This is a genomic window from Sphingobacterium sp. CZ-2 (assembly GCF_004526235.1).
GTDB lineage: Bacteria > Bacteroidota > Bacteroidia > Sphingobacteriales > Sphingobacteriaceae > Sphingobacterium > Sphingobacterium tenebrionis.
Genome location: NZ_CP038159.1, coordinates 646,196 through 660,655, shown reverse-complemented (window position 1 = coordinate 660,655; position 14,460 = coordinate 646,196). Strand labels below are relative to the sequence as shown.

Genomic DNA, 14,460 nt, shown 5'->3' with positions numbered 1-14,460 from the left:
AAGAAGTACTATTCTTCTGGTTGGCGAGGTTCTTTGCTGATCTCGTCAAACAATTTATCCATGTGCTCCACATATTCGTTGGTGTCATCCAGGAAGAACTCCAATTGTGGAACAATGCGTGCCTGGTTTTTAATCCTTGCACCTAATTTATAGCGAATCTCGTTGGATTTGCTTTTGATGTTTTCCAGATCTGCTTTTGCGGTGGATGTTTTTAAGAAACTAAGGTAAACGCGTGCGATGGCCAAGTCGGGTGTAACCCGAACTTTGGTCACAGTAATAAAAGCACCTGGAGCCCATGCATTACCCTCACGCTGAAACATCTCCGCTAAATCCTGTTGGATCACTCCTGCAAATCGTTGTTGTCTTTTACTTTCCGTTGCCATGTTTATCTGTTTTTAACTGTTGTTCACGGACGAATGTGTGTCCGTTTTACAAATATAAGATTTTTGGCCGTCATTGCGAGGAACTTTACCCGTCATTGCGAGGAACGAAGCAATCTTTACACTAATCGAAAGATTGCTTCGTCGTACCTCCTCGCAATGACGCCAAAAAAAGGCCTCCTCCCAATGACGATTAGCGCAATGACGAATTACGCAATAACAATTTTCAAAAAAAATCCCAATAAAAAAAGACTTGTCGTGGGCATGGTGACAAGTCTTTAATCAAAATTAGTTTATAATTGGATAGAATAATTTCTTTCAAAGTTTTAAGACATTCAGGTCTATCATTTTTTAGTTTCTTTGGGTGGTTATTAGTGTGAGTGTAAACTCACTTTTTATTTCTTTTCATCTCCCTTTACATCACAAACATAGGTCTTTAAAGACTTTACTGCAAATTGTTTTTTAAAAAAAAGTAAGTAGTTACTTAATTAATTTGGCTGTATTTTCCTTATTACTCCAAGATTGCTTTTTTCAGACAGGCTAAAATCCAAGCCAATTACAACCCAACCACCGCCCCAAATTTGGATAAAAACCTTGCTAAAACGGAAAAGCTGTTAAAAATTGTTAAAATTTCCAGCCTAAAATCCAATTATGAAATAATTGTCAACAAAAATTTAAAAAAACATGAAGCTTCTGTAAAGAATTGAATAAACCCCATCCCCAATCCCCCAACAATTCAACAGATTTTGATTCCATATTGTAAATTCTACAGATATTGGTACTTTTGTTCGAGATACCGCACACATGAAAATTTGGCAAAAAAATATAGATGTTGATTCGTTTGTCGAGTCATTTACCGTAGGGCAGGACCGTGAAATGGATATGCACCTAGCAGGTGCAGATGTATTGGGTTCCCTTGCGCATACCCGAATGCTCAACAGCATCAATCTGATGACAGATGAGGACCTAACCCTGGTCCAAAAAGAACTTAAAAATATCTACCAAGAAATTCTGGATGGCAAATTCCAGATCGAAGATTCGGTCGAGGATGTGCATTCCCAAGTAGAAATGATGCTTACCCAACGGATTGGAGAAGCCGGCAAGAAAATCCATTCCGGGAGGTCAAGAAATGATCAGGTATTGGTGGATCTGAAATTATATTTCCGATCAGAGATCGAATCCATCTTTAAAAATACCGAAGCACTTTTCCAGCAGCTTATCCAACTGAGCAATCAGCATAAGCAGGTATTGATGCCAGGTTATACCCACTTACAAATCGCCATGCCTTCTTCCTTTGGATTATGGTTCGGCGCTTATGCGGAAAGTTTGGTGGATGACCTTCATTTGTTAAAAGCAGCTTGGCATATCTGTAATAAGAATCCATTGGGTTCTGCAGCAGGTTATGGGTCTTCTTTTCCATTGAACCGTACCATGACCACCAACTTATTGGGATTTGAAGATCTCAACTACAATGTGGTTTATGCGCAGATGGGAAGAGGCAAGACCGAAAGGATCCTTGCCCAAGCGATGAGTTCCATTGCAGCGACATTGGCTAAGTTTGCCATGGATGTCACCTTGTTCATCAACCAGAACTTCGGTTTCATTTCTTTTCCGGCCCATTTGACGACCGGATCCAGCATCATGCCGCATAAAAAGAATCCCGATGTATTTGAATTGATCCGTTCCAGATGCAATAAGATCCAGGCATTACCAAACGAAATTGCCATGATGACCAGCAATCTTCCGGTAGGTTATCACCGTGATCTACAATTGCTGAAAGAAAACCTGTTTCCAGCATTCCAATCCCTTAATGACTGTTTGGCTATTGCGAAATACATGTTGGAGAATATCAGTATTAAAGATAATATCCTAGATGACCCTAAATACGATTACTTGTTCTCGGTAGAGGTTGTCAACAATGAGGTACTAAATGGTATCTCGTTCCGGGAAGCCTATAAAAACATAGGATTAGCGATTGAAGAAGGGAAATTCCAACCCGCGAAAGAAGTAAACCATACCCATGAAGGAAGTATAGGAAACCTTTGCAACGATCAGATCGAACGGATGTTCCAGCAGGTCAAGGCTGAGTTCGGATTCGAAAAGGTGGAGAAAGCGTTGAACGAATTATTGAGAAAGGAGGCTTAAGCCTCCTTTTTTATGCTGAATTTATATCGAATCTCACTCTGAAACACTTCCCCAGGTTTTAAAAGCACTGTCGGGAAACCTTTTTGGTTAGGACTGTCCGGATAATGCTGGGCCTCAAAACAAAAGCCCCCATACCTCAAATATTTATGTCCTGATTTTCCTAGGTCATCTGCCAGGAAATTTCCGGTATAGAATTGCAGGCCTGGCTCCGACGTAAATACCTCCATACAAATTCCACTGTCCTTCGAATAGGCATGCGCTACTGCTTGGCTTAACGGTTGTTTGTTCACAAAGCAATGGTCATAACCTGTCCCATTTATCAATTGTTCCTCTTTGGCTTCAAAATCCTGTGCGATGCTCTTTGGCTCCCTAAAATCAAAGGCAGTACCTTCCACCGGCATAACACCACCTTCTGGGATCTGTTGATCGTTGATCGGAACAAATTCATCCGAATTTATTTGAACGATATGGTTCAACACATCGCCATTACCTTCGCCATTCAGGTTGAAATAGGCATGGTTGGTCAAATTGATGATGGTGGTGGCATTTGTGGTCGCTCGAAACTTGATGATGATCTCATTCTCATTGCTCAGCTCATAGGATACCGAAGTCTTCAGTTCTCCGGGAAAGCCTTCCTCACCATCGGCAGAGACATAATAGAAATCCACCAATTTCTTAAAACTGACCTGCCTGTCCCACACTTTGGTATGAAAACCTTCCTTTCCGCCATGTAGACTGTTCGGACCATTGTTCAGCGAGAGGGTGAATTCCTGATCATCAATACAGAACTTACCTGATGCAATACGGTTGCAGAACCGACCGATCGTAGCCCCATGGTATTGTTCCTGGGCATTCATATAACCATTGATACTGTCAAAACCTAAAACCACATCGATCAGATTGCCATACTTATCCGGTACCAACGCACTCACCAATCGGGCACCATAATCCGTTAGGGCAATCTGCATCCCTGCCCGGTTTCTCAACGTGATCAGGTGGGTGTTCTTATTGTTTATTTTATCTTCAAAATCCTTTGCTAAGGGTAGCGGGTAAGTCGTCATGCTATTATCGGTTATTGTTTCTAAAGATAGCAAATATGCAACGCCTTAGCAACGAGAAAAGGCTTTAATATTTCTTCTGATTTTTGTAAATTGGTAAAAATCAAGTATATGAACAAACTATACGCCTTATTCTTTCTGCTCAGTTTCCTATTGTTTCTCTTTTCCATGCTGGTGGTACCTGCCGACGCCATCGCCCGTATTCCCTTTCAAGGCGATCAATATGTTTTTCCCGAACGAAATATTGTTTGGGTTTTAGCCCTTACCGCCCTGGTATTTGCCTTGCTTTACCTTTTTACCTTTAAATTCCTGCAATCTTCCCGTTGGGGATATATGCATTTTATCTGTTTTACGTTCCTGTCCATCAACATCATCAGCTACTCCTTTCTCCAGCGGTATGCCATGGATAAAATATCCGAATTATTTACCGGTTCGATGGCGATCCTCCTCTGGATGCAGCTCATCTATCCGATTAATCTGCTGATGGGTCTCTTCCGCCGAAAATCCAACTTTTAGGCCAAGCTCCCCTTTTAAAAACGTATATTTGCAATCCAAAATCCTAGATTAGAGATGAACTGGAAACAATTGATATCAGCAAAGAGGTGGGGATATGAAGATCGGGTGCCAAGCGAACAATTTGATGCACGATCGGAATTTCAACGGGATTACGACCGTTTGATTTTTTCCTCTCCTTTTAGACGTTTACAAAATAAAACACAGGTATTTCCATTGCCAGGCGCAGTGTTTGTCCACAACAGGTTGACCCATAGTTTGGAGGTTGCCTCGGTTGGTAGGTCATTGGGACGCTTGTTCTATAACCTGCTGAAAAAGAACAACCCTAACATTGATGAAGAAGCGCCTTACCTTCAGGAGGTCGGCAATATTGTTTCTGCAGCCTGTCTATCCCATGATCTGGGAAATCCTGCATTCGGACATTCCGGCGAAGCCGCTATTTCTTCCTTTTTTACCGATGGTAAAGGGCAGAAATACCAGGAGATGCTAACGAAAGAACAATGGGCAGATATCACCCATTTTGAAGGGAATGCCAATGCCTTGCGCATCCTGACGCATCCATTTAATGGAAAAGATCCGAAAGGTTTTGCATTGACCTATACCAGCCTTGCGGCTATCGTAAAATATCCTTGTGCTGCCATTGATGGCCATATCAAAGGTTCCCATCACCGTAAAAAATACGGATATTTCGATGCGGAAAAAGAAACCTTTGAAAAGATTGCCCAAGAGTTGGGACTGGAAAAAGATCCAGCGAATCCTCAAGGATACTTGAGGCATCCCTTGGTCTATCTAGTAGAAGCCGCCGATGATATCTGTTACAATATCATCGATCTGGAAGATGCCCATCACCTGAAGATATTGAGTTACGAAGAGGTAGAAGCCTTATTGTTGCCTTTATGTGGGGGTGAAAACCTAAAGTCCCGTTTGGCAGATCTGGAAGATCCATCCAGTAGGGTAGCACTATTGCGGGCCAAAGCCATCAATACCTTGATCAATGCCTGCGCGGAAGTATTTGTGGACAACCAGGACCAATTCTTGGCTGGAACCTTCCAAAAACCGCTCATGGATGCATTGGATGACGATATCGTCGCCCATATGAAAATGATCTCTCAGATCTCTGTTAAGAAAATATACAATGCGGCAACTGTGGTGCAGATCGAAATTGCCGGTTTCAAGGTGATGAATGCGCTCTTAGAGGAATTTGTGCCGGCCTATCTGAAATCGAACAAATCCTTGTTCGATAAAAAATTGGTCGCCATGATCCCTTCCCAATTCCATAGTAAAGAGGAGGATACCTATTCAAAAATCCGATCCGTATTGGATTTTGTTTCCGGGATGACCGATGTGTATGCGGTAGATCTTTACAGGAAGATCAAGGGGATATCGATTGCCTCGCTGGATTAATTTGAGTATTTAGTAGATAGTATTTAGACAGATTACTTTATTAATTAGAAGATAAAGATGCGTACCGTTGTGATAGCAGAGAAACCCTCTGTGGCGAGGGATTTGGCCCGGGTTATGGGTGCAAAGGAAATCAAGGATGGATATATCAGTGGAAATGGATATGCCTTTACCTATGCATTTGGGCATTTGGTTCAATTATGTACCCCGCAAGCCTATGGTTTTCACAATTGGTCGGTATCCAATCTGCCTATTATTCCGGAAAACTTTGCCTTAGAAGTGAAGAAGGTCCGTAAGGATGGGAAACAGGTGGATGATGCCGGAGCCTTGAAACAGTTGAACACCATCAAATGGCTGATCGACCAAGCCGAAGAAATCATCGTGGCGACGGATGCGGGGAGGGAAGGGGAGCTGATCTTCCGGAACATCTACTATTACCTCCAATCAAATATCCCATTCAAACGTCTCTGGATCTCTTCCCAGACCGATAAGGCCATTAAGGAAGGTTTTGCCAACCTGAAGGATGGTTCCGAATACGATAGCCTTTACCAATCTGCCCGTTCTCGTTCAGAATCCGATTGGCTTATCGGTATCAATGCCACCCAAGCCCTTACTTTGGCTGCAGGAAATAAAGGCCTATTATCCTTAGGGCGGGTGCAAACACCGACCCTAGCGATGATCTGTGCCAGATACCTGGAGAATAAGGACTTTAAATCAACCGCATTCTACAAGATCCAGGCAGGTTTTGAAAAGGATGGAATCTCCTTCAAAGCTACGAGCCAAAAAATCGATAAGAAGGAAGATGCCGAGGCCAGCGTAGCCAAGCTACATGTAGGCATGGATGCCCAAGTAACGCATGTAGAGGCGAAGGAAACGAAGGAGCAACCGCCCTTATTGTTCGATCTTACCTCCCTTCAGCAGGATGCGAATAAAAAATATGGTTATTCAGCCGATCAGACGCTCAGTATCGCCCAAACACTATACGAAAAAAAGATCATCACCTATCCGCGTACCGGATCCCGCTATATTGGCGAGGATGTGTTTGAAAAGATCGAAGAATTATTTCAACACTTGGCCGATACGGCGACAGAAAGCATTGCTGTGACCAGTAAAAACCTGATAGGAGCTAAGCTGAATAAACGATCGGTAGATGATAAGAAAGTCACCGACCACCATGCCCTGCTCGTTACGGATGAAAAACCTGCTCCTATGCCAATGGATCAGCAAAATATCTACAACATGATCGCTAAGCGGATGGTGGAGAGTTTTTCTGAGGTTTGTATCAAGGATATCACCACGGTAAACATTGATGCGGCCGGCATCGAATTGATCGCTAAAGGTACCGTGATCCGACAGTACGGCTGGCGCTTGTCTGCCGATCAGGTCGAAATCCCCGAAGAAGATAAAAATAACGATGATCAGGATAATGAAAATGCGGCTTTGCCCAAACTTTCACCGGCAGAAATCCTAGAAGTATTACAGATCGATCTTTCCGAACGCTTTACCAAGGCTAAGCCCATACATACGGAAGCTTCCCTGCTAAAGGCAATGGAAACCTCTGGAAAGGAGATCGAGGATGAGGAAATGCGTCAGGCAATGAAGGATTGTGGATTGGGTACTCCTGCTACCCGCGCAGCTACCATTGAAACCCTGTTCCAACGGGACTACATCAAAAGGGACAAAAAGAAACTGATCCCCACCGAAAAGGGATTGGCGGTTTACCAATTGGTTAAGGATCGCTCTATTGCTAAAGTAACCCTGACCGGAAAATGGGAACAGAAATTGGAGGAAATGCGCGCGAATAAGGTAAGTTATGAGGTGTTCATGAAACATATCAAGGACTACACGGAGAAGATCACCAAGGAATTATTGCAGCTGCGCATTGCCATTGCCCATGAAGAACTGAAACCATTGCAGAAAGGGAAGATCAAATGTCCTAAATGTGCCAATGGCCAGATCCATCTGTTTGAGAAAGTCGCCCAATGCGATCATTATGCCCGAGGTTGTGATTTCAAGATCTGGCGTACGCTGAACGGTGTTTTCTTGGAAGAAAAGGAAATGAAGAATCTCCTGGAAAAGGGAAAAACATCGGTGCTAAAAGGGGTGAAAAACCAACAAGGACAGCTTCAGGACGCCGCTCTTCTGTTCGAGAACTTCAAAGTAAATATCGCTTAGTAAGCCAAATAATACAAGCTCTTTTCACTACCTTAGGGATATGGAGAAAATCTATGTCTTTTCTGGTTTGGGGGCAGACCGTCGGGTATTTGCCAAATTGGATCTTTCGGGATTTGAAGTGGTCTATGTCGATTGGCTGAAGCCACGAACTTCCGAAGCTTTTGAAAGTTATGTATTTCGCTTGGCCGACCATTACCAGATCCCCAAACAAGGAGCGCTCGTTCTTGGACTTTCCTTTGGCGGCATGTGCGTTTCTGAATTGGCAAAATATTACGATTTCAAAAAAACGGTATTGATCTCTTCCGCCAAAACAAAGGATGAACTGCCCAAACTATTGGGTATTTCCAAATGGCTTTCCCTCCATAAACTCTTGCCCGAAGCCCCAAGCAGTAAAGCATCTATGAAAGTGCTGACTTGGCTATTTGGTGTCAAGGATGAAGCTGATCAGGAATTTTTCAAGGAGATCATTCAGGATACGGATCCGGAATTCCTGAAATGGACAATCGATAAGATCGTTCATTGGGAGAATAAACAGGTGCCAGTGAACTGCTTACACCTACATGGCGATAAGGACCATCTTCTTCCCATTCAACATGTGGATTACAGCATCCGGATAAAGGGAGGGGGGCATTTCATGGTTTGGAACAGAGCGACCGAACTTTCCTTCCCAATCAAGAATTTTTTGAACTAGTATACATCATTTCCCTTACCTTTGCTGCCTATGGCGACAAAACTGTATAATCCATTCTTGTATTTTAAATTTGACCCGAATACCTGTTTTTTATCCGGTAAAACCCTTACATCTGCTGATGAGCGGATCCAGGTTTTTCCGGTCTGGATGATGCAGGCTTTCCAATTGGAAGACCAACCCTTCAAGATGCTGGATGAGAGCATGCGTACCTATAAGCAATTGCAGCTGCCCTGCTCGGCAGAAGTGGCAGAGACCATTTCCCAACTGGAAAATAAGGTCCAAAAAGCTGCGGAGATCGGATATGAGGCCATGAAGGACCTTAGCCAATTGGAATTGTTCCAATGGATTTCAAAAATCCTTTACGGCGTTGTGTTCAATGAGATCCAGGCAGGTATCAAACAGGCCGTACTTTCGGGCGAAGAAATGAACTTCTCCCAGGCGCTGGTCCAAAAATTCCGGAACCTGCATGCCATGTTGCAGTCCTTGATTGTTCCCATGGAATTTGAACATAAAAACCCTTTTACCATTGAAGTGTTTCCGGTAGATAATCCGGAGAATACCTTTATGTATAGGGATGAGATCAATACCTTGATCTTTTCCTTGCGTATGGGTGATTTTGGTTTGATTGCTACCCTACAGGATAATGGCACCCATGCTATCTATCATGAAGAAGCATTGGCAAAAATAAAAGGGGAAACCTTGCATCCTATTCAGTTCGAGGAAATCTGTGCCCGGTATTTCTATTCGGCCTATCTGTTCAATCGCCTTCCGGAATATACGTATATGGAAGTTCCTGATAAGGTTTTTGTAGAGCCGATGCCCTTGAACGATTGGACCATGAAGCCTATTTTTGATAATTGGCAGGTGAAGACCTACGGACAGGTCTTGGAGAACTTTTGGAAGCCTTGGGGATTCACGCTGTTTGAGATCATCAAAAATCCAGATCAGCCAATGAGTTTTTTGACCGATGAAAACGGTGGATTTAAGAAAGATATTCAACTCCCTAAATAGAACAAAACCAGCTTATTGCTGGTTTTTTTGTATATTTATAATCATACTATGATTATGCGCTTGTTTTTTATCCCCATATTGGCTCTCCTCGTTACTTTTGCAACTGCCCAAGAACAGACAAAAGTGGATACCAGTATTGTAAAGGATGTGGATCGGATCCCGGAGTTTAATGGTGGTTCGCGGAATTGGCAGCAGTTCCTGACCAAGAACATCAATCTTCTGGATGCTATTGAAATGATGGATAGTACCCAATATGCCGATTTTGGAGCAAAACAAACGGCCATCATGGAATTTACCGTCTGTGAGGATGGATCAGTCTGCGATGTGGATGTCATCAATAAAGATAAACTTAGTCCCGCCTTTGTGGATGAAACCCTCCGGGTGATGAAAAAATCACCTAAATGGAAGCCTGCCTTGAAAAATGATAAACCCGTAAGAACTCGGTTTAGGCAACATATTACAGCCGTATTGATCGATGATCTATAATCTTCGGACAGCATTTTTTACCTAAGACCCAATTGATTCCTTACATTTCCAGCTTCAGGAATCTTCCTGTTTCACTGTTCTTCTGTTTGATCAGGTCTTCTGGAGTTCCCTGGAATAATACCTTTCCACCTTCTTTACCACCTTCAGGTCCCATATCGATCACCCAGTCGGCCGCTTTGATCATGTCCATGTTATGCTCAATGATCATCATGGTATTTCCACGGTCCACCAGCCTGTTGATCACCCCTAACAACACATTGACATCCTCAAAGTGTAATCCAGTTGTTGGTTCATCCAAAATGTAGAAAGTTTTACCAGTATCTTTTTTCGAAAGTTCGGTCGCTAGTTTTACCCGTTGTGCCTCCCCACCGGAAAGGGTGGTAGAGGATTGCCCTAGTGTAATATAGCCTAAGCCCACATCCTGCAGGGTCTTGATCTTCCGATAAATGGAAGGGATATTCTCAAAGAAGGTTACCGCTTCATCAATACTCATATCCAGTACATCAGAAATCGACTTTCCTCTATACCTCACCTCTAAGGTTTCTCGATTATAGCGCTTTCCATTACAGGTTTCACAAGGAACCTGAACATCCGGCAAGAAATTCATCTCGATGATCTTCATTCCGGCACCTTGGCAGGTTTCGCAACGCCCACCTTTTACATTGAAGGAGAATCTGCCGGGTTTATACCCACGGATTTTTGCTTCCGGAAGCTGTACATATAAAGCTCTTATATCTGAAAATACACCAGTATAGGTGGAAGGGTTGGATCGAGGCGTTCTTCCGATCGGCGATTGATCGATTTCGATCACCTTATCCACATGTTCCAAGCCTTCGATCTTGCTGTAGGGAAGTGGTTTTGCTTTTGCCCTAAAGAAATGATGGTTCAGAATCGGATATAGGGTATTGGTGATGAGGCTGGATTTACCAGAGCCAGATACACCCGTTACCAGTACCAATTTCCCCAAGGGGATATCGATGCTCACATTCTTCAGGTTATGTCCTTTAGCGCCTTTTAATGAAAGCGTATGGCCATTTCCTGCGCGTTTTTCTTTGTTATAATGAATCTGTTTTGTGCCGTTCAGGTAATCCGTGGTCAGGGTATGCGCCTTCATCAATTCCTTAGGCGTTCCTTGTGCCACTACCTTACCACCGAATACACCGGCTGCTGGCCCCATGTCGATCACATAATCGGCATGCATGATCATATCCTTATCATGCTCCACAACGAGAACGGAATTGCCGATATCCCGAAGGTTTTTCAGGGCATTGATCAGACGTTCATTATCGCGCTGATGGAGACCAATACTTGGCTCATCCAGGATATAGAGTACATTCACCAATTGGGAACCAATCTGGGTGGCCAAACGGATACGTTGGGCTTCCCCGCCGGAAAGGGTTTTCGAGCTGCGGTTCAAGGTCAAATAATTCAGACCAACATCCAATAGGAACCCGATACGGGTCTTGATTTCTTTGATGATCTCTGTTGCAATGATATTCTGGCGTTCCGAAAGTCTTTCTTCGATCCCATCGAACCAATGGAACAGCGCTACAATATCCATTTCTGCCAGTTCCGCAATATTCTTTTGATCTACCTTGATATGCAGGGATTCCTTTTTTAATCTTGCGCCTTCGCATTCCGGACAGACCACTTGGGTTCTGAATTCCTCCAAGGATTGGTTATCATCCTGGTATTTCCCGCTCATTTCTTCCAGCATCTTGAAAATACCCTGGAACTGCACGTTATATTCCCTAGCGCCATAGGAACCATAGGAAACCGTAAGGTTTACTGGTTCTTCAGTACCGAAGAGAAGCATATCGATCGTATCTTCCTGTAATTTTTCGATGGCTGTTGTTAAGGAGAAGTCATATTTTTTAGCTACTGCCTTTAATACGGCAAACGTCCAGGACTCTTTGGAAGGTCCCAATGGAACAATTGCCCCTTTTTGTATACTCAGGCTGCGATCTGGAATAACGATCTTCTTATCGATCTCATAGATGTAGCCCAAACCATCGCAACGAGGGCATGCGCCATAGGGCGAATTGAAGGAAAAGGTATTCGGTTGGGGTTCATCGTAGGAGATGCCCGATTCGGCGTCCATCAAATACCTACTGAAGAACTGTTCCTTGTTTTCCTTATTGGCAATCTTGATAATCCCTTTTGCGGTTTTTAAAGCTTGTCCGATGCTGTCGAACAATCTTTTCCTGGAATTGACCTCCACCAATATACGGTCTACCACAATCTCGATATCGTGTATCTTATAGCGGTCCACCTGCATTTTAGGGGCGATATCCAATATCTCTCCGTCCACACGCACTTTGGTATAGCCTTGTTTGCGGATCTGTTCGAACAGTTCGCGGTAATGTCCTTTACGGCCTTTTACCACGGGGGCAAGGATATAGATCCCTTCGCCTTCAAATTCTTTTAGGATCCTATCGGTGATCTCATCATCCGACATGCGTTCCATCTTCTTGCCGGAAACGTAGGAAAAAGCTTCCCCGATTCGGGCATAGAGCAGACGCAGGAAATCGTAGATTTCCGTGATGGTTCCAACAGTAGATCTCGGGTTCTTGGAGGTGGTCTTCTGCTCGATGGAGATCACGGGGCTCAGGCCCGAGATTTTGTCAACATCCGGGCGTTCCATTCCACCAAGGAATTGGCGGCTATAGGCCGAAAAGGTCTCCATATACCGGCGCTGACCTTCGGCATAGATCGTGTCAAATGCCAGGGAAGATTTTCCACTTCCGCTTAAGCCAGTAACGACTACCAGTTGGTTTCTAGGAAAAGATACGTCTATGTTTTTCAGATTATGAACTCGAGCTCCAAATACTTCTACCTCACTTTGGTCACCAAGATCAATTGTTTTTTGTTGGGCCATCAAACTAATTTTTGCAAATGCAAAGTTACTGATTTTTATTACCTTTAATTAACAAATTTGATATTTTGAAGAAGCTGGACGTAAGTAGGAATGAGCGGGAAATCATTGAGGATGCGCTTAAACATTGGGAAGATCAGGCCTTGCTGCCTGGAGAGAAAGTGGCAGAGCTGAAAGGCAATTTGGATGATAAGGGTTTTGAGTGGGGCGTACTTGCGCGATATGCCATGTGGATCGCTTTAGCGTCCTTAATCCTGGCGGTCGTATCCATGTTTTCCGATAATTACCTGGAGACCTTGGTGCAGCAGTTTTACGACACCCCGAATGTGGTGTTCTGTCTGTTTTTTGCTGCCTTGGCGGTGATGTTCTACCTCTGGGGCTTCCGGAATAAAAAGAAATATCCCGATAAGACTTTTTCCAATGAGACCATGATGTTGGCCGGATCTTTTTCCACCGCCGCCAGTATCGGTTTCCTCGGGCAGATCCTTGACCGTACTGAAAACCACTATACGATTCTATTTCTGTTATCCATTGTTATTTATGCCGTCCTTTCGGTAAAACTGAGTTCCAAGTTGATCTGGGTGTTTACCTTGGTGGCCTTAGGGATATGGTTCGCCACAGAAACGGCCTATCATAGTAATTGGGGCTTTAAATTCTGGGGTATGAATTACCCGCTGCGGTTTACCATTTTCGGAATATTGTTGACAGCCTTCGCCTATTTTATCCAACCGCGTATCAAGAAGTTGGTCTACTTTCAATCCACCTCTTTTGTGGTTGGTCTTTTGTATACCATGATCGCCCTGTGGTTGCTTTCCATCTTCGGAAACTTCAGCGATTATGAACAATGGTTGAAGGTACGACAGTTCCAGATCTTTTATTGGGGATTATTGGGAATCGGTCTATCCCTCGCATTGGCCATCTATGGCATGAAAACTAAAGACCATGCTGCCAGGGATATCGGTTTTGTATTCTTCATCCTGAACCTATACACCCGTTTCGTTGAATACCTCTGGGATAACATCAACCGTACTATTTTCTTTCTCTTGATCGCTGTTTCCTTCTGGTTTGTTGGCCGCTGGGCAGAGAAGGTTTGGAAGGATGGGAGATTTTAGATTATAGATGTTAGATGTTAGATTTTAGATTATAGATATTAGATAGTCTGCAATTAACATCGTCATTGCGAGGAGGCACGACGAAGCAATCTTTCGATATGTGTGAAGATTGCTTCGTTCCTCGCAATGACGTATACCCCTCGCAAGGACGATAAGTTCCATGAATGGATTTGACGCTACATCAATTTTGTTATGAAAAAAACTGTAGCTAGAAAGTGTTATCACTTTTGTTCCATAACTCTGTATTTAGGTATAAATTCTCTTTCCCATTTTTCTAACTTATTATTTTTGAACGTAAATAAATAAACTTCTTCATCATTTGGGAATCCTCTATATGATATTATTTCAAGCGTGTCTTGGTTGACAATTTCTTTTTTAGAAATAACATACTTTTTGCCTAATAGATCCGAAACTTGTTCAATGTTCATGCCCAATGAGAGCTTGTTCATATTTTGATTCTTCATATATGCCAGATTAGTGCTAATACAAGATGATAGAAATCCAACAAGTAAAAGGCTTACAGAAAGAAGGTAAAGGGAGGTTTTTGTTTTGATCATAACTTAATTGTTAAAATTTATGGTATAGTCAATAATTTGATTTTTATGCTTGTAAG

Annotated in this window: 12 protein-coding genes; 8 read left to right on the top strand and 4 right to left on the bottom strand. The window is 43.1% G+C overall.

Translation table 11 applies throughout. The features are described from left to right. Window positions 1-8: 8 nt before the first annotated feature. Window positions 9-383 carry a 30S ribosome-binding factor RbfA gene (rbfA, locus tag E3D81_RS02945; protein WP_099367090.1) on the bottom strand — a complete coding sequence of 125 codons (375 nt, stop codon included), beginning with the start codon at window positions 381-383 and terminating at the stop codon, window positions 9-11. Between the two features lie 801 nt (window positions 384-1,184). Here rbfA and argH point away from each other — a divergent pair. Next, window positions 1,185-2,525 (top strand): argininosuccinate lyase, encoded by a 1,341-nt coding sequence (argH, locus tag E3D81_RS02940; protein WP_134776333.1) that lies wholly within the window; start codon window positions 1,185-1,187, stop codon window positions 2,523-2,525. On the opposite strand, the gene E3D81_RS02935 is transcribed toward argH, so the two are convergent. Beyond that, window positions 2,522-3,586 carry an aldose epimerase family protein gene (locus E3D81_RS02935; RefSeq protein WP_134776332.1) on the bottom strand — a complete coding sequence of 355 codons (1,065 nt, stop codon included), beginning with the start codon at window positions 3,584-3,586 and terminating at the stop codon, window positions 2,522-2,524. The two genes, argH and E3D81_RS02935, sit on opposite strands and share 4 nt — an antisense overlap. A gap of 108 nt (window positions 3,587-3,694) precedes the next feature. On the opposite strand from E3D81_RS02935, the gene E3D81_RS02930 reads away from it, so the two are divergent. From E3D81_RS02930 to E3D81_RS02905, 6 genes are read left to right on the top strand one after another with little or no spacing between them, the layout of a single operon-like run. Continuing rightward, window positions 3,695-4,099 (top strand): hypothetical protein, encoded by a 405-nt coding sequence (locus E3D81_RS02930; protein ID WP_134776331.1) that lies wholly within the window; start codon window positions 3,695-3,697, stop codon window positions 4,097-4,099. Window positions 4,100-4,153: 54 nt separating this feature from the next. Next, window positions 4,154-5,500 (top strand): deoxyguanosinetriphosphate triphosphohydrolase, encoded by a 1,347-nt coding sequence (locus E3D81_RS02925; protein WP_134776330.1) that lies wholly within the window; start codon window positions 4,154-4,156, stop codon window positions 5,498-5,500. Between the two features lie 57 nt (window positions 5,501-5,557). Then, window positions 5,558-7,672, top strand: coding sequence for a type IA DNA topoisomerase (locus E3D81_RS02920; RefSeq protein WP_134776329.1), 2,115 nt, complete (start codon window positions 5,558-5,560; stop codon window positions 7,670-7,672). A 40-nt stretch (window positions 7,673-7,712) separates the two neighbouring features. Continuing rightward, window positions 7,713-8,363 (top strand): alpha/beta fold hydrolase, encoded by a 651-nt coding sequence (locus E3D81_RS02915; RefSeq protein ID WP_134776328.1) that lies wholly within the window; start codon window positions 7,713-7,715, stop codon window positions 8,361-8,363. A 30-nt stretch (window positions 8,364-8,393) separates the two neighbouring features. Beyond that, entirely contained in the window at window positions 8,394-9,374 is a 981-nt protein-coding gene (locus E3D81_RS02910; RefSeq protein WP_134776327.1) for a hypothetical protein, read from the top strand. A 54-nt stretch (window positions 9,375-9,428) separates the two neighbouring features. Next, window positions 9,429-9,860 carry an energy transducer TonB gene (locus E3D81_RS02905; protein WP_167554214.1) on the top strand — a complete coding sequence of 144 codons (432 nt, stop codon included), beginning with the start codon at window positions 9,429-9,431 and terminating at the stop codon, window positions 9,858-9,860. 40 nt (window positions 9,861-9,900) lie between these two features. On the opposite strand, the gene uvrA is transcribed toward E3D81_RS02905, so the two are convergent. Beyond that, a complete protein-coding gene (uvrA, locus tag E3D81_RS02900) occupies window positions 9,901-12,738 on the bottom strand; it encodes an excinuclease ABC subunit UvrA (RefSeq protein WP_134776326.1) in 2,838 nt (945 codons plus the stop codon). Window positions 12,739-12,803: 65 nt separating this feature from the next. On the opposite strand from uvrA, the gene E3D81_RS02895 reads away from it, so the two are divergent. Next, window positions 12,804-13,847 carry a DUF2157 domain-containing protein gene (locus tag E3D81_RS02895; protein ID WP_134776325.1) on the top strand — a complete coding sequence of 348 codons (1,044 nt, stop codon included), beginning with the start codon at window positions 12,804-12,806 and terminating at the stop codon, window positions 13,845-13,847. A gap of 221 nt (window positions 13,848-14,068) precedes the next feature. Here the strand turns inward: E3D81_RS02895 and E3D81_RS02890 are convergent, their stop codons facing one another. Further along, the gene (locus E3D81_RS02890; RefSeq protein WP_134776324.1) at window positions 14,069-14,404 is read right to left on the bottom strand and encodes a hypothetical protein; all 336 of its coding nucleotides are present in this window, start codon (window positions 14,402-14,404) and stop codon (window positions 14,069-14,071) included. Between the last annotated feature and the right edge of the window lie 56 nt (window positions 14,405-14,460).